General features: G+C 61.0%; 24 protein-coding genes. 6 read left to right on the top strand and 18 right to left on the bottom strand.

Annotation, left to right across the window (positions count from 1 at the left end; all coding sequences use genetic code 11):
- Positions 1 to 18: 18 nt before the first annotated feature.
- A complete protein-coding gene (locus FHT92_RS11240; RefSeq protein ID WP_183824941.1) occupies positions 19 to 915 on the bottom strand; it encodes a LysR substrate-binding domain-containing protein in 897 nt (298 codons plus the stop codon).
- Between the two features lie 117 nt (positions 916 to 1,032).
- Between FHT92_RS11240 and FHT92_RS11245 the strand changes: the two genes are divergently transcribed.
- Positions 1,033 to 1,704, top strand: a complete 672-nt coding sequence (locus tag FHT92_RS11245) for a 5-formyltetrahydrofolate cyclo-ligase (protein ID WP_183824944.1) — start codon at positions 1,033 to 1,035, stop codon at positions 1,702 to 1,704.
- Between the two features lie 68 nt (positions 1,705 to 1,772).
- Here the strand turns inward: FHT92_RS11245 and FHT92_RS11250 are convergent, their stop codons facing one another.
- The 11 genes from FHT92_RS11250 to FHT92_RS11300 form a co-directional block, all read right to left on the bottom strand.
- Complete coding sequence (locus FHT92_RS11250) at positions 1,773 to 2,105, bottom strand: RcnB family protein (protein ID WP_183740290.1); 333 nt, start codon at positions 2,103 to 2,105, stop codon at positions 1,773 to 1,775.
- A 434-nt stretch (positions 2,106 to 2,539) separates the two neighbouring features.
- Positions 2,540 to 3,040, bottom strand: coding sequence for a GNAT family N-acetyltransferase (locus FHT92_RS11255; RefSeq protein ID WP_183824947.1), 501 nt, complete (start codon positions 3,038 to 3,040; stop codon positions 2,540 to 2,542).
- Between the two features lie 7 nt (positions 3,041 to 3,047).
- A complete protein-coding gene (locus FHT92_RS11260; protein WP_183824950.1) occupies positions 3,048 to 4,661 on the bottom strand; it encodes a glycoside hydrolase family 43 protein in 1,614 nt (537 codons plus the stop codon).
- 219 nt (positions 4,662 to 4,880) lie between these two features.
- Positions 4,881 to 5,912, bottom strand: coding sequence for an L-glyceraldehyde 3-phosphate reductase (gene mgrA, locus FHT92_RS11265; protein WP_183824953.1), 1,032 nt, complete (start codon positions 5,910 to 5,912; stop codon positions 4,881 to 4,883).
- Between the two features lie 338 nt (positions 5,913 to 6,250).
- Positions 6,251 to 7,384 carry a Gfo/Idh/MocA family protein gene (locus tag FHT92_RS11270; protein WP_183824956.1) on the bottom strand — a complete coding sequence of 378 codons (1,134 nt, stop codon included), beginning with the start codon at positions 7,382 to 7,384 and terminating at the stop codon, positions 6,251 to 6,253.
- A gap of 8 nt (positions 7,385 to 7,392) precedes the next feature.
- Positions 7,393 to 8,157 carry a sugar phosphate isomerase/epimerase family protein gene (locus tag FHT92_RS11275; protein ID WP_007814065.1) on the bottom strand — a complete coding sequence of 255 codons (765 nt, stop codon included), beginning with the start codon at positions 8,155 to 8,157 and terminating at the stop codon, positions 7,393 to 7,395.
- A gap of 39 nt (positions 8,158 to 8,196) precedes the next feature.
- Positions 8,197 to 10,653, bottom strand: coding sequence for a glycosyl hydrolase 2 galactose-binding domain-containing protein (locus tag FHT92_RS11280; RefSeq protein WP_183824959.1), 2,457 nt, complete (start codon positions 10,651 to 10,653; stop codon positions 8,197 to 8,199).
- Positions 10,654 to 10,887: 234 nt separating this feature from the next.
- Positions 10,888 to 11,994 (bottom strand): ABC transporter ATP-binding protein, encoded by a 1,107-nt coding sequence (locus tag FHT92_RS11285; RefSeq protein WP_183824962.1) that lies wholly within the window; start codon positions 11,992 to 11,994, stop codon positions 10,888 to 10,890.
- A gap of 4 nt (positions 11,995 to 11,998) precedes the next feature.
- The gene (locus tag FHT92_RS11290; protein WP_183824965.1) at positions 11,999 to 12,943 is read right to left on the bottom strand and encodes a carbohydrate ABC transporter permease; all 945 of its coding nucleotides are present in this window, start codon (positions 12,941 to 12,943) and stop codon (positions 11,999 to 12,001) included.
- Positions 12,936 to 13,841: a carbohydrate ABC transporter permease gene (locus tag FHT92_RS11295; RefSeq protein ID WP_183740311.1), complete on the bottom strand. Its 906-nt coding sequence runs from the start codon at positions 13,839 to 13,841 to the stop codon at positions 12,936 to 12,938. Before FHT92_RS11295 ends, FHT92_RS11290 begins: the two co-directional genes overlap by 8 nt.
- A 171-nt stretch (positions 13,842 to 14,012) precedes the next feature.
- A complete protein-coding gene (locus FHT92_RS11300) occupies positions 14,013 to 15,248 on the bottom strand; it encodes an ABC transporter substrate-binding protein (RefSeq protein ID WP_183740314.1) in 1,236 nt (411 codons plus the stop codon).
- Positions 15,249 to 15,703: 455 nt separating this feature from the next.
- On the opposite strand from FHT92_RS11300, the gene FHT92_RS11305 reads away from it, so the two are divergent.
- Together FHT92_RS11305 and FHT92_RS11310 are read left to right on the top strand one after the other, a co-directional pair.
- On the top strand, positions 15,704 to 16,744 hold the full coding sequence (locus tag FHT92_RS11305) for a LacI family transcriptional regulator (protein WP_183824968.1): 1,041 nt from the start codon (positions 15,704 to 15,706) through the stop codon (positions 16,742 to 16,744).
- Positions 16,745 to 16,784: 40 nt separating this feature from the next.
- Complete coding sequence (locus tag FHT92_RS11310) at positions 16,785 to 17,294, top strand: GNAT family N-acetyltransferase (RefSeq protein ID WP_183824971.1); 510 nt, start codon at positions 16,785 to 16,787, stop codon at positions 17,292 to 17,294.
- 210 nt (positions 17,295 to 17,504) lie between these two features.
- Here FHT92_RS11310 and FHT92_RS11315 read toward each other — a convergent pair whose 3' ends face one another.
- Positions 17,505 to 17,903, bottom strand: a complete 399-nt coding sequence (locus FHT92_RS11315; RefSeq protein WP_183824974.1) for a VOC family protein — start codon at positions 17,901 to 17,903, stop codon at positions 17,505 to 17,507.
- Positions 17,904 to 17,987: 84 nt separating this feature from the next.
- Positions 17,988 to 19,418, bottom strand: coding sequence for an NADP-dependent phosphogluconate dehydrogenase (gndA, locus tag FHT92_RS11320; protein WP_183740326.1), 1,431 nt, complete (start codon positions 19,416 to 19,418; stop codon positions 17,988 to 17,990).
- A gap of 155 nt (positions 19,419 to 19,573) precedes the next feature.
- On the opposite strand from gndA, the gene FHT92_RS11325 reads away from it, so the two are divergent.
- From FHT92_RS11325 to FHT92_RS11335, 3 genes are all read left to right on the top strand, one after another.
- Positions 19,574 to 20,359 (top strand): DUF6597 domain-containing transcriptional factor, encoded by a 786-nt coding sequence (locus FHT92_RS11325; RefSeq protein WP_246735228.1) that lies wholly within the window; start codon positions 19,574 to 19,576, stop codon positions 20,357 to 20,359.
- Positions 20,360 to 20,422: 63 nt separating this feature from the next.
- Positions 20,423 to 20,821 (top strand): SRPBCC family protein, encoded by a 399-nt coding sequence (locus tag FHT92_RS11330; RefSeq protein WP_183740328.1) that lies wholly within the window; start codon positions 20,423 to 20,425, stop codon positions 20,819 to 20,821.
- A 1-nt stretch (position 20,822) separates the two neighbouring features.
- Positions 20,823 to 21,185 carry a VOC family protein gene (locus FHT92_RS11335; protein ID WP_183740331.1) on the top strand — a complete coding sequence of 121 codons (363 nt, stop codon included), beginning with the start codon at positions 20,823 to 20,825 and terminating at the stop codon, positions 21,183 to 21,185.
- A gap of 2 nt (positions 21,186 to 21,187) precedes the next feature.
- On the opposite strand, the gene FHT92_RS11340 is transcribed toward FHT92_RS11335, so the two are convergent.
- The 4 genes from FHT92_RS11340 to FHT92_RS11355 all read right to left on the bottom strand — a co-directional run bounded on the left by FHT92_RS11340 (position 21,188) and on the right by FHT92_RS11355 (position 25,488).
- Positions 21,188 to 21,886, bottom strand: coding sequence for a PAS domain-containing protein (locus tag FHT92_RS11340; RefSeq protein WP_183826227.1), 699 nt, complete (start codon positions 21,884 to 21,886; stop codon positions 21,188 to 21,190).
- 199 nt (positions 21,887 to 22,085) lie between these two features.
- The gene (locus tag FHT92_RS11345) at positions 22,086 to 23,021 is read right to left on the bottom strand and encodes a lipid A biosynthesis lauroyl acyltransferase (RefSeq protein WP_183740334.1); all 936 of its coding nucleotides are present in this window, start codon (positions 23,019 to 23,021) and stop codon (positions 22,086 to 22,088) included.
- 4 nt (positions 23,022 to 23,025) lie between these two features.
- On the bottom strand, positions 23,026 to 24,054 hold the full coding sequence (locus FHT92_RS11350; RefSeq protein ID WP_183740337.1) for a zinc-binding dehydrogenase: 1,029 nt from the start codon (positions 24,052 to 24,054) through the stop codon (positions 23,026 to 23,028).
- Positions 24,055 to 24,201: 147 nt separating this feature from the next.
- Positions 24,202 to 25,488: a beta-ketoacyl-ACP synthase gene (locus tag FHT92_RS11355; RefSeq protein ID WP_183824977.1), complete on the bottom strand. Its 1,287-nt coding sequence runs from the start codon at positions 25,486 to 25,488 to the stop codon at positions 24,202 to 24,204.
- Positions 25,489 to 25,494: the final 6 nt, after the last annotated feature.

The raw sequence follows: 25,494 nt of genomic DNA on the forward strand, positions 1-25,494 counted from the left end.
GCTGGATGGAAGGCGCTGCTATTGCAGCTTGGTAGGCGGATTGCCCGACATGAGCATGATCTGCTCGAAGGCCTGCAACGGATCGGATCGCTGCTCGCGCCTCGAAATCAGCAGCGTATCGACGGGACCGAGCCGGTGGACGGTGACCTCGGCTCTCCACGGCAGCATGTCGAGCACGGAGCGCGGCATGACGCCGACGGCATTGCCGGCGACGACCTGGGCAAGGATCGCGTGATAGGATGTCATTTCCACCGTCGGTAGACTGGCGCCGCCACGGACCCACCGCTCGGCGATCTGGCGGTAGGTACAGCCGGGCTCAAGCGCGGCGAGCGCCGGAAGGCGAATATCCTGAGGTGCTGCGACCGCGGCATGATGAGGCGGCAGCACGAGCAGAAGGTCTTCCTCATAGACGCGCGCAGAATGGAGTTCATCGGCATCGACACCGGCTGACGACAGCCAGCCGGGCTCACCCTGCGGCGTAGCAATCAGCGCGCAATCCAACTCGCCGGACAAAACCGCCTTCGTCAACTCGCGCGTCGCGCCGAGCGTCAGCTTCAGGGCGATCCCGGGATTCTCGTCGTTGAAATGGGCAAGTACGGGCGGCAACCGGCTTGCTGCCGTGCTTTCCATCGTGCCGAGACGTAAGGTCGGCCGCGGGCGGGCACCCTTGAGGGCAAGCTGTGCCTCCCCGGCCAGCGCCATCAGCCGCCGCGCATAGGAAACGAAAAGCTGTCCCTCCGGTGTCAGCGTCATGCGTTTGCCGTCCCGGCTGAAGAGCGCGGCATCCATCTGCCCTTCCAGAGCCTGAATACGGGTCGTGACATTCGACGGCGCACGCGAAAGTCTTTTTGCCGCGCGGGTGACGCTACCCTCTTCGGCAACGACAAGGAAAATTTCCAGGGAAGACAGATCCACATCGATCTCGCTTGATGAACGAACTTGTCTATTATTCCAAATCAGAGAATGATCGCAATCGTCCTATGACCCAAAATCGTCGCTTCGACGAAAAACTTCTTCCGATCGGACCACCGGATGCAGAAAGACCAACCCGACGACTACGCCTCGCCCGCATGCCTGATGCACGAAGTCGACCCCGCCTATATGGGCCTCGAAGAATCATGGGATGTGGTGCGGGAATGGCGCCGCGCTGAGCGCAAGCGGCTGATCGACGCGCGCAAGCTGATAGACTCGGCGGAACGCGAACGGAAGACGGCGCTGATCTCATCGCATCTCGATCGGCTTCTTGCTCCTGTCATCGCGGGAAAATGCGTCAGCGTCTATTGGCCGTTTCAGGGAGAGCCGGATCTGCGTGGCTGGATGACTGCAATCGCCGAGCGCGCGACATGCCTCCTGCCGGTCGTGGCAGAGAAAGCAAAGCCCCTGACATTCAGGACATGGACCCCGGGCGCAAGACTGGAACGCAGCGTGCTCGGCATTCTCATCCCCACCGAAGGCGAAGAGCGGCAGCCCGATATCGTGATCGCCCCTGTCGTCGGCTATGACCGCGGCTGTTATCGCCTCGGTGTCGGCGGCGGTTATTTCGACCGGACGCTGGCGGCGCTCTCCCCCAAGCCGCTCGCAATCGGCATCGGATTTTCGCAGCAGCAGATTCGCACGATCAAGCCGCAGCCGCATGATATCCCGATGGACGCTGTGATCACGGAGGATGGCGCGATCAGGCGCTCCGCTGCTCCGTTCGTCTGACGACAAAGAACGCGACCCTACCCCTTAAGAAAAGAGGCGGCCGAAGCCGCCCCTTTCAGGAGGTGAACTCAGCGGTTGGCAGCGACGATGCTGGAGATCAAGCCGGTGGCGACGCCGACGAGAAGGTAGTCGTTATCGGCCTTCACCCAGTGATAGCCGCGCGGCGGTGGTGCCAGGCGGTAACGCCGGTAGTCGCGGACTTCGCCGTAACGGCCGCGCTCGGCAGCCGACATGCGGTAACCCCTGGACCAATGATGCCGACGGACGACCTTTTTCTCGACGACGACCTTCTTGTGGACGACGACCGGCGGACGGCGATGATCGGCAGCACTCGCCTCCGATGCGACGATCGGCGAGAGCAGGAAAGAGGCGGAAAGAAGAGCTGCAAAAATCTTTTTCATGAGGGCTTCCTTGGGGCTTCCTCGTGTTGAACACGCCCCGAAATTACGTCTTCGAAAATGAACGAATTCTGAAAATAAAATTAAAGATCTGTAATGAAATCGCATACTTATCCGCGATTCCTAATATCCTAGTTTCGAGATAACGGCAGGTGGCAAGATCATGCTGCAAGGAATCACATCTGCGTAATCGGGCGTGATCGGATTGGCATTCTGGGCGGTATTTCGGGGCCAGGAAACCGAGCGCTCGCAATCTCCCCTTCTCCCCATCGGGGAGAAGGTGCCGACAGGCGGATGAGGGGGCAGCGGACTCGGAGCGTGCCGAGCAAAGGCAACAAAACGAAATGAAAGCCCCACCCGGAGCCCCCTCATCCGACCCTTCGGGCCACCTTCTCCCCAATGGGGCGAAGGGGAAACCCAGTCGCACCCAATCACACCTATCGAAAGATCAGCGCCATATTGATCACATCGGTATAGTGCCCATCTACATAGAACGCATCACGGCTCACCCCTTCGCGCACGAAGCCAACCTTCTCATAAAGGCGGATCGCCCGCGCATTATCGTCATGCACGCCGAGTTCGATACGCACCATCCCGGCTTCACGCGCCTGAGCGATAGCCGCCTCGATCAGCCGCTGCCCAAGCCCTCGCCCGCGATGGGCGGGAATGAGGCCCATGCCGAGCGAGGCACAATGGCCCCGCGAAGGAAAGAAATGCCGGCGGATGTCGCACCAGCCGATCACCTCGCCGCCGTCGAGGGCGACGAGATGCACATTGCCCCGGCCGATCGAAGACAGCGCGAATTTGCGCGTCTCTTCCAAGGGCGGGGCCTCGAGCAGGGTCAGATATTTCCGCTCGCGCGCCACCGTATCGAGAGCCCGGTGAAAGCTCTCGATATGTGCTTCGGTCATCGGCTCGATGCGGATATCGTCTGCCATCGTCGGCTCACAGCTCTTCGTAGTTGAACCAATCGAAATCGGCCGTCTTTGCCCGGCCCGATGTATCGAAGGCGAAGACGCCGGCAAAGGCGCCGGTGAACGACCCGTGCTCGCCGCGCCCGCCCTCGTCCGAGACGACGCCGGCATCGAGGACCGGGCCAATCGGCTGCCAGGCACCCTTGCCTTCCGTCTGCCAAAAGAATTGCAGGTCGTTGTCGCGGATTTCCATGGAGAGCTGTACGCGCCCGTCGGCCGGAAGCGCGACGCCGGCCTCGGCGGGAAAACTCAAGCGGCCGTTCGGATAATCGCCATTGCAGGAAAAGATCGTGACGCAACGGCCAAGCTTCTCATGCAGCGTCACGACGACGGCATGGAACTTGTGGCGGTTATAGTAGTGCGTGAGACCGGCCACCTGCTGATAGGTATCCGGAGCGAACTCCACCACCGTCTCCGCACGGAAACTGTGATGTTCCTGGCGACGAGCCACAAGAGCCTGCTCGAACCAGGAGCCGACGCTTTCGCGGCCGATGAGGCGCAGATGGTCAGGGCGCTCCGTCAGGTTGAAGATGCGCTCCGGCTGTGGCGTGCGCAGCCACTGGAAATCATCCGGCAGCTGGCCGCCATCGAAGGAATATTCGCTACGAACAGGTTTTTCCGCCCGCACAGCACCGCCAAGGCCTGGCACCTCGACATCAGGAACCGTCGTGCCGTTTTCGAGATAGAGCCAGTCATCCTCGCGCCAGACGCATTTCTGCAACGCCGTCTCGCGCCCCAGCGTGCAGCGGCGCTTCGGCGGCAGCGGCCGGCCGCAGAGATGGGTATGATAGACCTGCCCGTCAGGCGTTTCGACATATTGCCCATGCCCTGCCCGCTGCAGCGCCGCCTCCGGATTATCCTTCGAGGTGATCAGGTGCCGGTTCGGATGCAGCTCATAGGGGCCGTCGATATTGCGCGAACGCGCCATCGTCACCGCATGGTCGTAACCCGTGCCGCCTTCGGCCGTCGTCAGGTAGTACCAGCCGTTCTTGCGGAAGAGATGCGGTCCCTCGACGAGGCCGAGCGGGCTGCCGGCGAAGATGTTCTTGATCGGGCCTTTCAGCGTCTTCGTCTGCGGATCCCACTCCTGGAGCAGGATGCCGTCGAAAGCCGGCGATTTCGGCGAGCCGCCATAGCTCTCGGTGCGGTGGTTCCACTGCATGTTGACGAACCATTTGCGGCCGTCATCGTCATGGAAGAGCGACGGATCGAAGCCCGAGGAATTGACGTAAACAGGCTCGGACCATTCGCCCTCGATGGTAGACGACGTCACGATGTAATTATGCGCGTCCTTGAAGTTGCCGTCGAAGCGCTTGACGTCGGTATAGACCAGCCAGAACTGCCCGTCGGCATAGGAAAGGCACGGTGCCCAGACGCCACAGCTGTCGGGATTGCCGCGCATGTCGAGCTGCGAAGCCCGCTCCAGCGGCCGGCGAACCAGCTTCCAGTTCACGAGATCCCGCGAATGGTGGATCTGCACGCCCGGATACCATTCGAAGGTGGATGTCGCGATGTAGTAATCGGCGCCGACGCGACAGATGGACGGGTCGGGATTAAATCCGGGCAGTATGGGATTGCGGATCATGGCGGCTCCTCCGAGGGTAAAACTGCGGTACGTACGTCAAATTCTAGTGAGGAGCTCTCCTCCTCCCTCATCTCTGTGCTTGTCACAGAGATCCGGCCCAAGTCCTTGGGCTGAAAGGACTCTTCTCGCCACGCCGACGCGCGGCAGATGAATTCCTGCAACAGGCACAGGAATGAGGGAGTTGGGGCGACTGTGCTGCCCCAAACTCCCTCGCCTAATTTATTCCAGCTCAGCCGACTTGGCCCAGAGATTGATATCGGCCTCCTTGGCATAGACATCGATCTGTTTCAGCTCCTCTGCCGAGAACTCGAGATTATCGAGTGCGGCAACGCAATCGACGATCTGCGAGGAACGGCTGGCGCCGATAAGCGCCGAGGTTACGCGCCCGCCGCGCAGCACCCAGGCGATCGCCATCTGCGCCAGCGTCTGGCCGCGCTGTTCGGCGATCTCGTTGAGTTTCTTGATATTGTCGATGATCTGCGGGCGGATGAAGTCCTTCTTGAGGAAATGGTTCTGCGCCGCGCGGCTGTCGGAGGGTATGCCGCCAAGATACTTCGTCGTCAGCATGCCCTGGGCAAGCGGCGAGAACACGATCGAACCCATGCCGACCTCATCGAGCGTATCGAGCAGCTTATCGTCCTCAACCCAGCGGTTGAGCATGGAATAGCTCGGCTGGTGTATGAGGCACGGTGTGCCGAGGTCCTTCAAAATCGCGGCGGCCTCGCGGGTGCGCTGCGAATTATAGGAGGAAATGCCGACATAAAGCGCGCGGCCGGAGCGCACGATATAGTCGAGCGCGCCGCAGGTCTCTTCCAGCGGCGTTTCCGGGTCGAAACGGTGCGAATAAAAGATATCGACATAGTCGAGGCCCATGCGCTCAAGGCTCTGATCGCAGGAGGCGACGAGATACTTGCGGCTGCCCCATTCGCCGTAAGGACCCGGCCACATGTCGTAACCGGCCTTGGAGGAGATGATCAGCTCGTCGCGCAGGCCGGCGAAATCGGTGCGCAGGATCTCGCCGAACGCCGTCTCGGCGCTGCCGGGAGGCGGGCCGTAATTGTTGGCGAGATCGAAATGGGTGATGCCGAGATCGAAGGCCGTGCGGCACATGTCGACCTTGCGGTCATGCGGGGTGTCGCCGCCGAAATTGTGCCACAGGCCGAGGGAAACGGCCGGCAGCTTCAGGCCGGAACGGCCCGTGCGGTTATACTTCATCTTCGAATAACGGTCTTCGGCCGGTTGCCAGCTCATCTGAGGTCTCCTCAACCTGTAAAAGTGCTTCTCTTTCGTGCCCGCGCGGCTGGCGGTCGAAAGCTTAAAACGTCGCGGCCCGCGTGTCAGGCCGGGCGCGACGGCACTATTGGATCAAGCATGCCGATACGGCAAGCGCGTGGCGCATGTTCTCTATGACTTCACGTACCGACATGGCTTTATGGCAAGTCCCACCCGCGGATGCCGTCATGCTCGGGCTTGTCCCGAGCATCTGCTGCGCCCTCAACAAATGTCAGGCACAAGGCCGAGGATGACGACGCGGCTGTGGCCGTACCGGTTTTCCGGGGCCTGGCGAGGCCTCGGAAAACGCCCTCACCTTACCTCAACAGCGCCTGCGCCTCTTCGATGCCGAGCGCAGCCGGTTGCGTGCAGGTGGTCGTGAGGTTCACGAAACGTCCTTCCGCACCCGACTTCAGGATCGAAGTCATGATGTCGACGCCGTGCAGCGTGCGGTCGAGCGAGCAGCGTGCATCGCGGCCCTCGATCAGCGCCATGGCCATGTCGGCAAGGCCGGCCGTGCGGTAGTTGGCGCGCGGGCCGTTCGGGCTTTCCTGGTTCAATTTGCCGAACGGGTGATCCCAGGCTTCCAGCGCCTTGATGTCCTTGTCACGGCCGCTGGCCTCTACGACCCCGCCGAAGAAGTTCGGATCCGGCACGTAGAGCGAACCGTCCGTGCCGTAGAGCTCCATATTGGCATGGCGGTGCGACCAGACATCCCAGCTTGCCGTCAGCGTGATGGTGGCGCCGGAAACGAATTCCAGCAGCGCCTGGATCGTCGTCGGCGTCTTGACCGGGATGATCTCGCCATTGCGCGGCTGGCTGGTGATCGTGCGGGTTTCCGACGCCATCGAAGTCAGGCCGGCAACGCGCTTCACCGGTCCGACCAGGTTGATCAGGTTGGCGATGTAATACGGCCCCATGTCGAGGATCGGGCCGCCGCCCGGCAGGAAGAAGAAGTCCGGGTTCGGGTGCCACATTTCCATGCCCGGGCCCATGACGTAGCAGGCGCCCGACGTGATGCGGCCGATACCACCGTCATCGACGAACTTGCGAGCGAGCTGATGCGCGCCGCCGAGGAAAGTATCGGGCGCGCAGCCGACGGCGAGCCCCTTCTCCTTGGCGATGCGGCGAAGCTCTTCGCCCTGCTCCAGCGAGAGCACGAGCGGCTTTTCCGAATAGACGTGCTTGCCGGCTTCGAGGGCTGCCTTCGACACCGGATAATGCGCATCCGGGATCGTCAGGTTGACGACGACGTCGATCTCGTCATTGGCGAGAAGCTCTTCGATCGTCTGTGCCGTCACGCCATATTCCTCGGCGCGCTGCTTTGCCGCCTGCGCGTTGATATCGGCGCAGGCCAGCACCTTCAGCCCCTTGAAGAGCGGTGCCAGCGAAAAGTAGGTGGTGGAGATATTGCCGCATCCGATGATGCCGACGCCAAGTTCCTTGGTCATGGTCTGCCTCAGTAGCTCTTGAAGGAAGCGATCGAGCGCGTGATGTTGCGGTCGATATCATTGGGATTGTCGTGCTCGACGACGAAATGCTTCGCCTTGGTCTTTGCCTTGACGACCGGAAGAAGCTTCGCCCAGCCGATCGTGCCGTGGCCGACATCGGCCCAGCCGCCTTCGTCTGTGGCTTCGCCAGCCGGTGCGATATCCTTGACGTGGACGGCGCTGATACGGTCACCAAGCTTTTCGACCCAGGCATAGGGATCGGCGCCGCCGCGGACGACCCAGGCGATATCCGCTTCCCAGGTGATGCCGGGCGCGCCTTCGAAGATGCGCTCGATCGGCAGCGACCCGTCCGAAAGCTTCACGAATTCGAAGTCGTGATTGTGCCAGCCGAACTCATAGCCCGCATCCTTGTAGGGCTTGCTCATTTCCTGCAGGCGCTTGCCGAAAGCGAGCCAGCCGGCTGCATCGGTCGGGCGCTGGTCGGGCATCAAGTGCGGCGCATAGATCGAATCCATGCCGAGGATCTTGGCGATCTGCAGCGACTTCTCGACATTGCCGTCGAGGAAATCGGGGCTGAAATGGCCCGTTGCCATGACAAGGCCGTTCTTGTCGAGATCGGCGCGCAGGCTCTTGAGGCCGGCCTCATCGAGTTCCGCATAGATGCCGCCGAAGCCTTCGACTTCGCCGTAACCGGCCTTGCCGAGCTTTTCGAAGATCGCCGAAAGCGGCGGGAAATTGCGGGCGCTATAAAGCTGATAGCTGAGCTTGGTCATGTCATCCTCCTCGGGCCTCGTGCCCGTTCTCACGTAAGATCAATCTGCCGACTGGCAGGAATGCAGGTCATAGAAGCGGAATTCCGGCAGCTTGCCCTTTTCGAGAGGCTTTGCCGGGGTGAAGGTGATGCGGCGGCTTTCGCCGGCAGCCAGGTCGAAGGCATTGTCGGAATATTTGCCGTCTGTCTCCGTCTCCATCATCACGAAAAGCGCCAGTCCCTTAGCGGTGATATTGATGTCGACCGAACCATTCTCCTCGACGAATTCATGCGTGACCGTCAGGCCCGCCGGCTCCAATTCCAGCGCCTTGTAGGTGCCGTTGACATAATGCCCCTCGCCGCCCATGCCGTTGGACGCGGTGAAGTGCCAGGCAAGCAGCGTGCCCTCGGGTATCTCTGATATGTCGAGCGTTGCAGCGGTACAGGCCGCATCCGGCGCGCACATGGCCTGCACATTCTTCAGATGCTTGCGCTCGCCCTTCATCGTCAGGATGGAGACCGCAAGATCGACGCTGACATCGGCAAGCGTGTCGTTGACCAGCGAGAAGCGGATCGACTTGCCATCCTCCGAGGGGATCGCGGCCACCGCCACCGGCTGGAAGAAGCGTTTGACGAGATAGTGCATCGCCTTCCAGCGACCGCCGTAATCGAGGCTCGACCAGGACGCGACCGGCCAGGTATCGTTGAGCTGCCAGTAGATCGTGCCCATGCAATGGGGCTTCAGCGAGCGCCAGTATTCCACCGCCGTCTTGATCGCGAGACCTTGCTGGATCTGGCTGAGATAGACGAAGTTCGGGAAATCCTTCGGGAAGCGGAAATAGCGGAACATCGTGCCGGCAATGCGCTCGTTGCCACCGGCATTCTTCTGGTGCAGTTCCATGACGGGTGATGCGACGTTCATGTCCTTGGCGTCGGCATAGGTCTTGATGACCGGCAGCGACGTATAGGACTGGAAGCCGAATTCCGAGCAGAAGCGCGGCCTGACCGAGCGGTAATTGTCGAACGACTTGTTCTCGTGCCAGACCGACCAGTAATGCATGTCGCCGGAACCGTCCGCATGCCAGGCATCGCCGTAATCGAGATAGCCGGAAGCCGGGCTCGACGGCCACCAGAGCGCGCCGGGCAACGCCTTCTTCACCGCCACTTCGATGGTGCGGTTCAGGCGGTCGTAGGAAACGAGATAGCGGTCACGATCCTTGCGGGACTCCTCGAACCAGGTGAGCGCGCCGACGAGCTCGTTATCGCCGCACCAGAGCGCGATCGAGGCATGCGAGGAGAGCCGGCGGACCTGATAATCCACTTCGACTGCAACATTCTCGAGGAAGTCCTCGGTCGAGGGATAGAGGTTGCAGGCGAACATGAAGTCCTGCCAGACCATGAGCCCGAGCCGGTCGCAGATATCGTAAAACCAGTCGTGTTCGTAGAAGCCACCGCCCCACACACGGATCATGTTCATGTTGGCGGCCTTGGCCGACTGTAAGAGATCCTCTGTCTTTTCCTCAGAAGATAGCGAGAAGAGCGCATCCGCCGGGATCCAGTTGGCGCCACGGCAGAAGATTTCACGGCCGTTGACCTTGAAGGCGAAGCGGCTGCCGGCAGCATCCGGCGTGGTGATGAGCTCTATGGTGCGCAACCCGATCTGCTTCGTCACGCTGTCGGACGGCAGTTCGACGGTCAGCGTATAAAGCGCCTGCTCGCCGCTGCCCGAGGGCCACCAGAGGCGCGGATTGTCGATCTGGAAAACGTGGTTGACATTTGTCTCGCCGGCACTGACGCCGACATCGAGCCGCACGCGCTCGCCGTCGAGATCGAAATAAAGCTGCGCGATGCCGGGATCCTTGGCAGAAAGCGTCGCCGTGACCTGCAGTTCCACCGAACCGTCGGCATTATGCGTCTGGCGCGTCAGCACATGCTCGATGCGCGCCGTGTCCAGCTTCTTCAGCGCAATCGTGCCGTAAAGGCCGAGGGGCGCAATGGCGATATTCCAGTCCCAGCCGAAATGGCATTGCGGCTTGCGCAGCATGTTGCCGTCGGGGATCGGCGAATTGCCTGTACTGTACGGGATGTAGAACGGTTGCTGCTTCTGCCGCGCAGCACCGACAGCGGGATTGGAGGCAAAGACAATGCGTATGGAATTGTCGCCCGATTTCAACATGCTCGACACGTCGGGTCGGTAGCGGCGGAAGCTGTTATCAGCCTCGAGCGCCAGGAAGCCATTGACGTAGACGCTTGCGACCGTGTCGAGATAGTCGATGTCGAGGTACCAGTCGCCTTCGGCCTCAGGAAGCGTGAAGCTGCGCTCCACCGTCCATTCGCGCTCGGCGACCCACTGCACCTTTTCCTCATTGCGCCCGAAATAGGGATCGGGAATGAGTTCGGCCCGGTGCAGCGCTGTATGCACGTCGCCCGGGAGCGTGATCGCGCATTTCGCTTCGCCGTCCCCGGAAGAGAGTTGCCAGGAGCCAGCTAGGTCAATGGAGGTCGTGGACTGGGTCATTACTTGATCTCGATCTTGGACGAAGGACGGAGCCCTCCTGATGATTGAGCTGGGACAGGGGATGTCCCCGCCGGTGCCGGGCAGAGCCCGCACCCCGCCCCTCCCCGTGGGCCGGGACAGGCCAGTGGGGAGAGGATGGTCTTTTCATTCTGCGTTGCCGCCTGGCCGGCTCGCGTTGGCGGGCTCAGGCGAAAGTGTCACCACCCTCGCCTTCATCCGCCTGTGGTCAAGGCTTCAAATGCGGTTTTCCGTCGTCGCATCGAAAAGTGAAGCGACCGACATGTCAAAATTGAGCTTCACCTTGGCCCCGACATTGAAGCGGCGCGCGCCATTGACGCGGACGGACATCGTGTGGCCCGCATGTTTCAGCCACAGTAGATTATCCGCGCCCATGGGTTCTTCGATGTCGACGGTGGCGTCGTGTTCTTCGCCGCCCGTATTCTCGTTGACCTTGATGTGCTCGGGGCGAACGCCGAGCACCACCTTGCGGCCGGGCTGCAGCGTTTCACCGGCGTCGTAGCCGGCAAGCGAGAAGTTGACGCCGTTGGCCGTAAAGGCCATCCCGTCGCCCGTGCTGACCAGCTCGCCGCGCAGGAAATTCATCGACGGCGAGCCGATGAAGCCGGCAACGAAGAGGTTGCGCGGCCGGTTGTAGATCGTCGTTGGGTCGTCGAGCTGCTGAATGATGCCGCTCTTCATGATGGCGATGCGGTCGGCCAGCGTCAGCGCTTCGATCTGGTCGTGCGTGACATAGATCATCGTGTTCTGCAGCGACTGGTGCAGGCGCTTGATCTCGACGCGCAATTCCGAGCGAAGCTTGGCGTCGAGGTTCGAGAGCGGCTCGTCGAACAGAAAGACATCGACGTCGCGAACCAGGGCACGGCCGATCGCCACACGCTGGCGCTGCCCGCCGGAAAGCTCGGCCGGCTTGCGCTTCAGGAGCGGCTGGATCTGCAGGATCTCCGAAGCACGCGCGACGCGCTTGTCTATCTCGGCCTGCGGCACCTTGGCGACGCGAAGGCCAAAAGAGAGGTTCTTCTCGACGGTCATCTGCGGATAGAGCGCATAGGACTGGAAGACCATGCCGATGCCGCGGTCCTTCGGCTCTTCCCAGGTGACGTTTTTGCCCTTGATGAAGATCTGCCCTTCCGAGGCGTCGAGCAGGCCGGCAATGCAGTTCAGCAGGGTCGACTTGCCGCAGCCGGAGGAGCCGAGCAGCACCAGGAATTCGCCGTCGTTGATGTCGAGGTTCAGGTCCTTGAGCACGCTGACCGAGCCGAAATTCAGCGACAGATCTTTGATGGAGACACTCGAATTGGAGACACTTGAATTCATGTTCATGGGATCAACCCTTCACTGCGCCGGCGGCGATGCCACGGACGAAAAGCCGTCCGGAGACGAAATAGACGATCAGCGGCACCAGCCCGGTGAGGATCGTTGCTGCCATGTTGACGTTGTATTCCTTCACACCCTGGACGGAATTGACGATGTTGTTGAGCTGCACGGTCATCGGATAGGTGTCGGGCCGGGTGAAGACCACGCCGAACAGGAAGTCGTTCCAGATGCCGGTCACCTGCAGGATCATCGCAACGACGAAGATCGGCAGGGACATAGGCAGCATGATCTTCAGGAAGATCTGCCAGAAGCCAGCCCCATCGACGCGCGCCGCCTTGAACAACTCCTCCGGCAGCGAGACGAAATAGTTGCGGAAGAGCAGCGTCAGGATCGGCATGCCGAAGATCGAATGGACGATGACGAGGCCGGTCAGCGTGCCGTAGATGCCGATTTCGCGCAGGATGATGACGATCGGATAGATCATCACCTGATAGGGAATGAACGCGCCGATGATGAGGATCGAAAAGAACAACTCCGATCCTTTGAAGCGCCAGTTTGCCAGGGCATAGCCGTTTACCGAGGCGATGGCGATCGAGATGATCACCGACGGCACGGTAATACGCACCGAATTCCAGAAGCCGCGCGACAGGCCGTCGCAGTTCAGGCCGGTGCAGGCCTCGGCCCAGGCTTTCACCCAGGGCTGGAAAGTGATCTCCATCGGCGGCGAGAAAATGTTGCCGAGACGGATCTCCGGCATGCCCTTCAGCGACGTCACGACCATCACATAGAGCGGAAGCAGATAGTAGAGCGCCGCAACGATCAGCGTACCGTAGAGCATGATGTTGCGTGGCGACAGCGCCGGGCGCGGCTTTGGGCCGCTCGGGCCATCGCCGAGCCTCGACGAGACCGCGTCGATACCGGCGGCAGTGGTGTTGAGAGTTCCAATATTAGCCACGCTTGCGCCCTCCTCCGAATTCCAGATAGGCCCAGGGAACGACGATGATCGCGACGGTAACGAGCATCATTGTCGATGCGGCGAAGCCCTGACCGAGGTTCTGCGCCTGGAACATGTAATCATAGACATATTTTGCCGGCACTTCCGACGAGATACCGGGACCGCCCGATGTCTGCGCCACGACGAGGTCGTAGACCTTGACGATACCGGAAGCGATGATGACGATCGTCGTGATGAAAACCGGCCGCATCATTGGAATGACGACGAGGAGATAGGTCTTCCACATCGGGATTCCGTCGACGCGCGCAGCCTTCCAGATATCCTCGTCGATGCCGCGAAGGCCGGCAAGCATCAGGCACATCACGAGGCCTGTTCCCTGCCACAGCGCCGCGATCAGGATGCCGTAGATGACGATTTCGGGCGTATAGAGCGGATTGAATGTAAAGCTCGTCCAGCCGAGCGAGCGCACCACCGACTGAATGCCGAAATCCGGGTTCAGAACCCACTGCCAGACGAGGCCCGTCACGATGAAGGACAGTGCGAAGGGGTAAAGGAAGATAGTGCGGAAGGTATTTTCGAAACGGATCTTCTGATCCATCAGCGCAGCGAGCACGAAACCGATGACCAGGCTGAAGATCAGGGAGAGAATGCCGTAAACGGCCAGGTTCTCGATCGCCGTCACCCAGCGAGGCGCCGCCCAGAGACGGTGATACTGATCGAGGCCGACGAAACTCAATCGTGGAAGCAGCTTGGAATTGGTGAAGGAATAAACGACCGTCCACAACGTACCGCCGACAAAGATCACCAGCGCTGTCAGGATCATCGGTATGGATGCAATCTTGGCATTGAGATTGCGCAGTAATTTAATTGGCCGGCCTGCTTGCGCTTGCCCCGTCATGAATTCTTCTCCTCAAATCGCAACCGCGACCCGTGGCAGAACGGCGCGGCGCCGTCTGCCGTCCCTGCCCCGGATTTACCGGGACGCTGGAGAGACGCCGCCATCAGGACATTTGTCTGAAAGCGATCCGGCTCTTGTCAAACCGGATCGCAAAGGCAGCGAATCTGTCGATCAGTCAGCCGAAGCGATGATCTCGGCGAAACGCTTCTGAGCGTCTTCCGGCGTCATCGACGGGTTGGCGAAAAATTCGGAGAAGAGGTCTTCCTTCTGCTTCTGGCTGTCGGCCGAAAGCAGCTGGTCGGTGCCTTGGATCACGTTGCCCTTCGCCAGGATATCGAGACCCTTCTTCATGCAATCGTTGGCGGCGGCGAGATCAACGTCGGCACGAACCGGCAGAGAGCCCTTCTTCAAGTTGAACGCGACCTGGGTCTTGGGATCGAGCAGGGTCTTGGCGAGCACGGCCTGAGCCTTGGACTTCTCCTCGTCCTTCAGGAGCGGGAAGTAGAAGGCGTCGCCGCCGGTCGAGATGATCTCGTTCACGCCGAGGCCAGGCAGGCAGGTATAGTCGGTGCCGGCCTTCTGACCTGCAAGTGCGAATTCGCCCTGCGCCCAGTCGCCCATGATCTGGCCGCCGGCCTTGCCCGTGATGACGAGATTGGTGGCCTGGTTCCAGTCCTGAACGTTGCTGCCCTTGGACATGCGGCGTGCATCGTCGGCAGCCTTGAAGACCTTGGCGATCTCAGGACCTGCAGCAGCTTCCGCGTCCTTATCCTTGAAGACCTTGTTGAAGGTATCCTTGCCCGCAATGGCGACCATCAGCACGTCGAAGGCGCCCGCGGCCTGCCAGGGCTGACCGCCGACAGCGAGAGGAATGATGCCTGCCTTTTCGAGAGCCGGAGAAGCAGCGACGAACTCGTCCCAGTTCTTCGGAACTTCGACGCCGGCCTTCTTGAAGGCAGCGTTGGAAAGCCAGAGCCACTGCCATGAGTGGATGTTCACCGGCGCGCAATAGATCTTGCCGTCGATGGTGCAGGAATCGAGCAGGCTCGACGGACGAATGATGTCCTTCCAGTGCTCGGCGGTCGCCACGTCGGTCAGGTCGCGCATCAGACCGGCCTGGACGAGTTCCTCGGCCTGCCGGCCATGGTTGAACTGGGTGGCGCCCATCGGATCGCCGCCGGTGATGCGGCTGATCATGATCGGACGGGCAGTTCCGCCGGAACCGGCAATAGCGCCGTCGACCCAATGGTTGCCGGTGGCGTCGAATGCCTTTGCCAGCTCGGCGACGGCAGCGGATTCGCCGCCCGAAGTCCACCAGTGCGTGACTTCGAGATCGGTAGCGTTGGCGGCGCCGAACGGAAGCGCGACTGAAGCGGCAAGCACGGCCGCCATCATACGGATTTTCATGAGTTCTCCTCCCTCACTGAAACGTTGCCGGAAAAACTTAGAGCAATCGATTTATCAGCGCAACCGCCCGCTGGCAAAATTTTCTGCCAAAGCGGCCTTTACATCTTATGAGAGCAGTCATCAGCTCCGCTCTTACTCCAGAAGAAAAGGATGGGCCGGCGTTTTCGCAAATGCACCACGCAAGCATCCTTTTGATTATGCTGTTTAATTTTTTATTAATCCGATAATTGCGGAGCTTTCGCGTTTCGCAGGCGCAAAAAATCGCGACCTCAACAGGCGATTCAACCAGAGAGGATCACTCTGCAACATCGATCAGAAAAAGCGCTCGACATTTCTACTGTATCGTTACAGATTGTTCCGCTCAGGGAGGAGAGCTTTTTGGGCGGCGGCATACTTACAGTGCGCCCAAAAGCCTCTATAAGGCGAAGCAAATCGCGCGAGGCAGGCCTAGAGGGATGGAAAACAACGGAAATTTCGGCGGAGCCGCATCCGGTTCCATTCCGCGCGAGCGCCCGACATTGAAGACGATCGCCTTCATGACCGGCCTTGGCGTGACGACCGTATCGCGGGCGCTGAAAGATGCACCGGATATCGGCGCTGAAACGAAGGAACGGGTTCGCATGGTCGCCCGCCAGCTGGGCTACCAGCCGAACAGGGCCGGTGTGCGCCTGAGAACCGGTAAGACCAACGTTATTGCGCTGGTACTCAGCATCGACGAGGAGATCATGGGCTTTTCCAGCCAGATGGTCTTCGGCATTTCCGAAGTGCTGACCGGCACGCCCTATCATATCGTCGTCACCCCGCATTCGCACAGCAAGGACCCCATGCTGCCGGTGCGCTACATCCTGGAAACTGGCTCGGCCGACGGCGTCATCATCTCGCGCGTCGAGCCTGACGATCCGCGCGTGCGCCTGCTCGCCGAAAGCGGCATGCCTTTTACCACTCACGGCCGCACCGATGCCGGGCTGGTGCACCCCTACCACGACTTCGACAACGAGGCCTACGCCCATCAGGCCGTGCAGAAGCTGGTCGCCAGGGGCCGCAGGCGCATCGCTCTCCTGCAGCCGCCGAGCAAGCTCACCTATTACACCCACACCCGCATCGGCTTTCAGACCGGCCTGCATGATTGCGGCGCCGAGGAAGTGCCGCTGCGCGTCAATATCGACGCCCCACTCGCCGAAATCCGCGACGCCGTGGAACATCTGATGCGCTCCCCTGGCGCGCCTGACGGCATCGTCTCGTCAGCCGGCAGCGCCACCATCGCCGTCAACGCCGGCATCGAAGCCGCCGGCAAGCGCCTCGGCCACGATGTAGACCTCGTCTCCAAACAATCCGCCCCGATCCTCAACTGGATCCGCCCGGAGATCATCACCGCCTATGAAGACGTCCGCCATGCCGGCCGCGAGATGGCAAAACAGGTGATCGCTCGGATCGATGGCGTGGACGCGGAGCTGCTGCAGAGCATCACCAAGCCGGAATGGCCGGACGGGCGGTAAGCATCCGGGACTGCCGTTATGCTGGCGCGCGGAGAAACGCATGCAGGATATCGAAATACCAACGGAACGCACGGTCCTCCGTTCATTCAGGCAGGAGGATGCCGGCGAGGTCTTTGCCTGTATCTCCCCCGAGATCACCCGCTTCACCGCCTGGGAAGCGCCTGCGAGCGAAGAAGCCTTTGCCGAAATTTGGCAAAACTGGCTGCCTGCAATGGAAGATGGATCGGAACTCACCCTTGTCCCTCGCAGCCGCGAGGATAGCCGCTGCCTCGGCATTCTCGGCGTACACGCTATCAAATCAGATACACCGGAGCTCGGAATCTGGCTACGCCGCGATGTGCATGGCAAACGCTTCGGCAATGAGTTGATCGGCGCTGTAGCGAGATGGGTCAGCAAGACGCAGACGGTGCGTTATTTCGAATATCCGGTGGCCGAGGAAAACATCGCCAGCAGGCGGATTGCCGAAGCCTATGGCGGCGAGGTTAGGGAACACCGCCACAACCGCAAATATGGCTGTGTCGTCTATCACATTCCGCCGATATTGCCATGAACGTGCGTTCTTAGGGTGGTCGTTTGAGTGTGCGGCCCCCTCACCCTAGCCCTCTCCCCGCCGGGTAGAGGGGGCGGAGACGGTGCGGCATATCCCCTTCTCCCTGGGGGCCAGAAGGACCGGGTCGAGACCCGCGGCTCGACCCCGGTCGGGTGGTCCGAAGGATCGGATGAGGGCCTCACCCTCCAGAGCTGGTGAAGCCCACTCCCCTTAAACCGACTGATTAAACACCGCCTCAATCCGATACCCATCCGGATCGATAACAAAGGCTGCAAAATAGTGAGGCCCGTAATGCTGCCTCAGCCCCGGCGCGCCATTGTCGACGCCACCATGCGCAAGCGCCGCCGCATGAAATTCGATCACCGACTGCCTGTCCGGCGCAGCAAAGGCAAGGTGAAAACCGGCACCGGGTGCCGCCTGCCCCGCCTCGACCGCCTTGATCGCCAGCTTGTCACCGCCGCCAGGCAGGCCATAGCCGACAGCCTGTCCGACCTCGCCCGGCCGTAGGTCCTCCCAGACTCTGATATAGCCGAGTGCGCCAAAGGCAGCATCGTAGAATCGCGCAGCCTTTTCGATATCGGCCACCCCGAAGGATGCGTGGTGGAGCATGTCGGAAACCTCCCTTTCGCCTTTGGCACTATAACAAAAAGCCCGGCGCAATGGCCGGGCTCTTCAATTCTATTCCCGCAAACCTCAGAAGGTCGAGGCACCGCTGCCCCAGGGGCCGTGGTGGAAGTCCTTACCGTCGAGGCGGTCGAAGCCGTGGGCGCCGAAGAAGTCGCGCTGCGCCTGGATCAGGTTGGCAGTGCCGCGGCCCTGGCGGTAGGCATCGAAATAGGTGAGCGCCGAAGCCAGCGCCGGAACCGGCAGGCCGGCGGTCATCGCCGCGGTCACGACGCGGCGAAGCGCCGGGATCGATTCCTTGACCATGGCCGAGAAGGCAGGCGTGACGATGAGATTTGCCGCATCGGGCGCGTCAGTGAACGCCTTGGTGATCTCGTCGAGGAACTGCGAGCGGATGATGCAGCCGGCGCGCCAGATCTTCGCAATCGTCGGCATCGGCAGCGACCAGTTGAACTCCTTCGAAGCTTCCGCCATGACGGCAAAACCCTGCGCATAGGCGCCGATCTTGCCGGCAAACAGCGCCAGTTCCAGATCCTTGTTGAATTCAGGGCCATAGGCGATCGGGAAGGCAGCACCGAGATCACCGAAAATCTTTTCGGCGGCGACGCGCTGTTCCTTCATCGACGACAGGCTGCGGGCGGCGACGGCGGCTTCGATGCCGGTTGCCGGAATACCCATGTTCTGCGCTTCGATTGCAGACCACTTGCCGGTGCCCTTCTGGCCCGCCTTGTCGAGGATCATGTCGACCATCGGCGTCTTGGAGATCGGGTCGGTCGCGGCAAGCACCTTCTCGGAAATCTCGATGAGATAGGAGTTCAGGCGGCCCTTGTTCCACTCGCCGAAGATGCCGGAAATCTCCGAAGCGCTCTTGCCGAGTCCGTCGCGCAGGATGCCGTAGATTTCGGCGATCATCTGCATGTCGGCATATTCGATGCCGTTATGGATCGTCTTGACGAAATGGCCGGCGCCGTCATTGCCGAGCCAGGCGACGCAGGGGTCGCCATCATACTTGGCGGCAATCGAGGTCAACACCTTCTCGACGCGCTTCCAGGAATCCTCCGTGCCGCCGACCATGATCGACGGGCCGTGGCGGGCACCTTCCTCACCACCCGAAACACCCATGCCGATGAAGGTCAGGCCGGTATCCTTGAGGCGGCCGAAGCGGGCAACCGTGTCGCGGAAATTGGCGTTGCCGGCATCGATCATGATGTCGTTCTTTTCGAGATGCGGGCGCAGTGCCTCCATCTGCTGGTCCACCGGCTCGCCGGCCTTGATCATGATGATGATCGGGCGTGGCGGGCGGATCGCCTCGACGAATTCCTCGATCGTCTTGCAGGGAATGATCTGCTTCTTGAGATCGCCGGCACTCTCGTAGAATTCATCCGTTTTTTCAGGCGTGCGGTTGAAAACTGCGATCTTGTTGCCCTTTTCCGCAATGTTGAGCGCCAGGTTGGACCCCATGACGGCAAGGCCGATCAGTCCGATTTCTGCCTTTTCCACGACAAACCTCCGATGAGTGAAATGGTGCGATGTTGTGGCACTCTCTCACCCAAACGGCAAGGTCGAAGACCGCGATTCGGATCGAAAAAAGGCTGTCGGAACAGGCTTTCCGAACGGCTTGGCCAGCACCATATGATGGGGTTCGGGAGGCAGGAATGACCGTCGGCACTGCGATGGATAGCAATATCAGGCCGCTGCTCGCAAAGAGAGCCGGGCGCTACCGCGAATATGCGCCCTCACCGGCCCTCGCCCCGCATTTCCGCTGCCTCTGGTCGCATGAGATTCGAACAGCGAGGCCGGTCGCCATCGTGCCTGATGGTTATTGCGACCTGCTTTTCGCAAACGGCCGCCTCTTCGTTGCCGGGCCGGACCGCACCGCCGCATTCCCGCCAATGATGCCTGGGATGAGCATCATCGGCGCACGTTTTGCACCGGGCGCCGGCGCCGCCTGGCTGAAGCTGCCTCTGTCGGAGATCACCGGCCTCTCCATTCCACTGAGCGATCTCGCGCCTGGAAAGGCTGCCCTCCTCGAACAGCGCCTGTCCGACCGTCCCGATCAGGCTACCGCCCTCTCACTCTTCGCTAGCCTGTTGAGTGAACTGGCAAGGGAAGAAGCGGGGCCGGACCCCGAGGCCCGCCTGATCTTTGCCGTTGCAGACCAAGGATCGGGCCGGATCGGCGATCTGCAGCAGAAGCTCGATATTGGCGAACGGCAATTGCGCCGCCGTGCCCACCACCATTTCGGCTATGGTATCAAGACGCTGGAACGCGTCCGCCGGCTGCAGCGTTTCATGGCCTTGTGCCGCGCAGGTGAGACCCTGCCGCTCGCCGCTCTTGCCCTTGAAGCCGGCTTTTCCGACCAGGCCCACATGACGCGCGAGATCGGCGACCTGACGACGCTGACGCCATTGGCCATGGTCGATCAATTGACCGGCCGCTGACCGTTTCGTTCAAGACGGGAAAAACGAGCCTGCTAGTCTGCTACAAAGCAAAGGGACAGACCGATGACCACAATGCCCGCCCGTATCGTCCACACCTCGATCGACAGGGACTGGCGCGATGTCTACGACTTCGCTGGCAAGCCGGAGAACATGCCACTCTGGGCATCCGGCCTTGCCACCGGTCTCAAACCCGATGGCGAGGACTGGATTGCCGACGGCCCGCTCGGCGGCATCCGCGTGAGCTTCGTGCCGCCGAACGAATTCGGCGTCATCGACCATACCGTCACCATTGAATCCGGCCTGCGCGTCTATAACGCGCTGCGCATCGTGCCGAATGGCGATGGCTGCGAGGTGATGTTCACGCTGCTGCGTCTTCCCGGCATGACCGACGAACAGTTTGCCGCCGATGCCGCCCATATCCAGAAGGATCTGGCGACGCTCAAATCGATGATGGAGAAATAAGATGGCCGAGAACACTCCCGAAAATGATCGCCGCATCGACTATATCGAGTTCAATGTCACCGATATCGGCGCGGCAAAAGCCTTCTACGGCGCGGCCTTCGGCTGGCGCTTCACCGATTACGGAGAGAACTACTGCGAGTTCGACGACGGCAGGCTGAAGGGCGGCTTCACCAATCTCGGCCCGGTACGTGCTGCAGGCGGCCCGCTCGTCATCCTCTACGCCGACAAGCTGGAAGACGTGCTCGCAAGCGTCGAAAAGGCCGGCGGCACCATAGCAAAACCAATCACGCCCTTCCCCGGCGGTCGCCGCTTCCATTTTGTCGACAAGGATGGCTACGAACTCGCCGTCTGGAGCAAGAGCTGAGCTCAGGCCGGTGCGTCGACGCCGAGAGTCTGAATGGTGATCAGTGCCCCGATCACCTTCTTCGCCGCATCGCGGAGCGGCACCATGCGGCAGCGGTTGTGCCGCTCGTCCCGCGCGTAGGTGTAATCTGCCGGCGTGCCGTCGAAGCACGCGTCGAGCTTTTCCTTCACCTCGCCGGCAAAGCGCTCCTCGCCGATGAACTCGACAATATGGCGGCCGATGAGTTGCATGGCATTCTTGCCGAGATGGGCGCAATTGACGGGATTGGAGTAGAGGTAGCGGTAATCCTTGGTCAGCACCGCCACGCGGTCAGGCAGCGTCTGCAGTATGGCCGCGTTGAGGAACTGGCCATTATCTGTATCGGGAATATAGGCGGGCGGCTGCCTGAGCTTCATGTCCACCGGCAGCGGCACGCGCCAGTCCGGCGCATGGGCGCCGAAATAGCGGTCGAGCAGATAGGAGAGCACGGCAGCATATTGCGTCACGAAAGCCCCGTCATCCGCATCCTGCGCGATGAGATAGCTTACAAACTGAAGTTGCATATAGATCTCGACGAGGCTCGATGCCCTGCATGCGAGGATTGCCTCGACCAGCGGCTGGATATCGCGATCAAGTGCGGCAACGCGTCCGTCGTCTCCTAGCCTTATTGCTTCCTCGATCTGCACGCAGCGTAAGGAAAACGCTCTGAATAGCTCAAGCAAGATACCCCCCATATCCTTTTCCTGAGAAATGTTCCGAAACCGGTCGAGGCCTACGCTTAATGAAAGATTACGCCTTACGGTAGGCACTTTACGCGCCATAGTAGAGAGGCGTAACATGAACCGTGCTCAGTTTCAACTCAAGCAGACCTGTCGCTTTTCACCGATTACAAATCAGGAGCAAAACCTTACAGGCAGAATCCTACAGATTGACGGAACGTTTGATATCCCAGCGGTCATGGTACCAAAGCCATTGGGCGGGGTTTTCGCGCACCCAGCTTTCAACCTTGTCGTTCATCATCTGTGCCGTGGCGGCAAGATCCAGGTTGCCCTTCTCGTCGCGCGGCATCTCCAGCTTCGGCTCGATCTCCAGCCGGTAGCGATTGCCGGGAAGACGGATGCAGCGGGCCGGATAGACCTCACAATTGAACTGCCGCACCAGCTTCGGCAGCAGCGGATTGGTCTTGGTTTCAAGTCCGAAAAACGTCGTCTTCAACCCTCGGCTGAACTTCTGGTCGACGAGGACCCCAACGCCCTGCTCTGCTTCGAGCTGGCGCGCCAGCGCAAAGGAGGAGCCGGCATGCGAAGGCACGAGCTTGCCCATGCGGCCGCTGCGGAAATCGAAGACCTTCTGCGCTACGTAAGGATTGTTCGGCGGGCGGAAGAGCACGGTCACGCTGAGACCGAAGGCGTTGCCGGCAACCGGTAATAGCTCGAAATTGCCGGTATGGCCGGTAAAAACGATAAAGGGGCGCGGATTGTCGCGAAGGTCCAGGAAGATCGGAATGCCCGAGACTTCTACCCTGCCGGGCTCCGCCCGTTCCGGATCGAAATCGAAGAGCTGGTCCAGAAAGACGTACTCGGCCGCGAGCCGGCCCATATTGCCCCAGCTTTCCAGCGCGATCTCTTCGAGCTCCGCCTCACTTTTCTCGGGGAAAGCTCGACGCAGATTGTAGAGCATCAGCTTGTGGCGCTTCAGCCGCCGGCCGATCTGGCGGGTCATCCAGTCGGCAAAGCGCATGGCGCCATCGGCCGGAAAAAGCTTCAGGAAGTTCAGGAAGCCGAACATCAGCTGCGCCACCAGCCATTGCTGGAAACGCCTGAGCGCCAGAACGATCCGGGTGATGAACAGCTTCACCCGGTCAGTCCATCTTCAGGATGATCTTGCCGAAGATCTGCCGGGATTCCATGCGCTCCAGCGCGCGGTCGATATCGTCGAAGCTGACTTCGGTATCGATGACGGGATGAACGAGGCCGCGGCCCATCTTCTGCATGGCATCCGCCATGTTCTCCATGCGGCAGCCGAAGGAGCCGAAGAGCTTCAACTGCTGCTGGAAGAGCATCATCAGGTTCATCTCGGTCGAAACACCCGAGGTCGAGCCGCAGGTGACGAGACGCCCGCCCCGCTTCATGCAGAGCATGGAGCCGGCCCAGGTATCCTTGCCCACATGTTCGAAGACGACGTCGACGCCCTTCTTCTTGGTGAGCTTGCGCACCACGCCTTCGAAACGATCGGTGCGGTAGTTGACGACGTGATCGGCGCCAAGCGCCTTGGCCTTCTCGATCTTGTCGTCGGAGCCGACGGTAGTGATCACGGTGCAGCCGATCTTCTTGGCAAGCTGGATCGCCGCCGTGCCGATGCCGGAGCCGCCGGCATGCACGAGGATCGTCTCACCGGGTTCCAGCTTGGCATTGTCGAAGAGCATATGCTCGACCGTGCCGAAGGTGACGGGCGCAAGGGCTGCACCGACAGCATCGACGCCGGGAGGCGCGGGAACCAGCAGGCGCGCCGGCAGGTTCACCTTCTCCTGCGCAAAACCATCCAGATGGAAGCCGTGCACGCCGGAAACGTGTTCGCAGAGATTGTCGCGGCCTTCGCGGCATGGGCGGCAGAGGCCGCAGGTGCGCGCGCCGTAGATCGCCACGAGCTGGCCGGGCAGAACATTGGCAACGCCGGGGCCGATCGCCTCGACCACGCCGGAGGCTTCCGCGCCGATGACGAGCGGCATCTTGCGTTTGGCGAAAGCCATGCCGCGCCAGCCCCAGACATCGATGTGGTTCAGCGCCACCGCCTTGACGCGCAGCGTCACTTCACCGGCAGCCGGGGCATCCGGTTCCGGCAGGTCGGTGATCTCAAGCTTGCGGTCATCGATCAGTTGCAGCGCGCGCATGATGTATAGTTCTTTCTTCTACGTGGATCGTCGTCATGCTCGGGTTTGTCCCGAGCATCTGCCAGCGGTTATCGCGTGACGCGGGTAGATCCTCGGGCAAGCCCGAGGACGTCAAAAACCACTTCGTCCCAAAATCAAGGAGGGTCTCTAAGCCGGTTCGAGCGCCATGACAAGGCTGGCGTTCTGTCCGCCGAAGCCGAAAGAGTTGGAAAGCACGGCCGAAACCTGGGCTTCCCGCTTCTTGTTCGGGACGACATCGAGAACGATCGACGGATCCGGATTGTTGTAATTGATCGTCGGCGGCAGCGTGCCAGTCAGCATGGTCTGCAGCGAGAAGACCGCCTCGACGGCGCCGGCTGCCGTCAACGTATGACCGATCATCGACTTGTTGGACGAGACCGGAATGCCAACCAGCTTTTCGCCGAAGACGGCAGACATCGACCCATATTCCATCTTGTCGTTTTCAGGCGTCGAGGTGCCGTGCGCGTTGATATAACCGATATCGTCCTCGCTCATGCCGGCATCCGCAAGGGCTGCGCGGATCGTCGCGATTGCCGGGCCGCCATCGGGCGACGAGCGCGTGCGGTGGAAGCTGTCGGCCTTGTCGCCCGCACCCTTCATGATGCCGAGCACCTTGGCGCCGCGTGCGACAGCCGCCTCCAGCGATTCCAGCACCAGCGTCGCCGCACCCTCGGCGATGACGAAACCGTCGCGATCCTTGCTGAACGGCTTGGAGGCCTTGGTCGGCGGATCGTTCTGGGTAGAGAGAGCCGAGAGGAGCGAGAAGCGGATCAGCGCTTCGGCACTCAGCGAACCGTCGGTCGCAACCGTCAGCGCCCGGTCGGTGCGGCCCTGGCGGATCGCCTCGATGCCGAGCTGGATGGCCGTCACACCCGATGCACAGGCCGTCGATAGCGTGACCGGCAGGCCGCGCGTGCCGAAGCGGTCGGACAAGCGCTCGGAAATCGCGCCGAACAGCGCTGCCTCATGGAAGGCCGGATCAGGACGCTGGCGCATGGCAGCGAGGAACCGCTCATAGGCATCGCCCGGATGGTCGGCGGCCGGCGAACGGTCGGCAAGCTCGAAACGGGCACTCCATTCCGGCTCGATCGGCGGTGCGGCCAGGAACAGCGGACCATTGAAATCGCCGGAAATGCCGGCATCGGCAAGCGCCTCGATGGTCGTCTCACGCGCAAAGGCATAGGAACGCTCGACGGCGTTCGGCACCGGGATATCGATGAAATCGACGGTACCGGCGATGCGCGTCGAGAGACCTTCGGTCGGGAACCGGCTGATCTCGTGGATGCCGGATGTACCGGAGGAAAGAGCCGCCCAATTATCTCTGAGGCCTTGGCCGAGCGAAGTGATGATGCCCATGCCGGTGACCGCGACGATCGGCCGGCCGAGATGATCCTTATAAACGGACGCTGTCATTTCAGT

This window comes from Rhizobium sp. BK377 (genome assembly GCF_014193935.1).
Classification (GTDB): domain Bacteria; phylum Pseudomonadota; class Alphaproteobacteria; order Rhizobiales; family Rhizobiaceae; genus Rhizobium.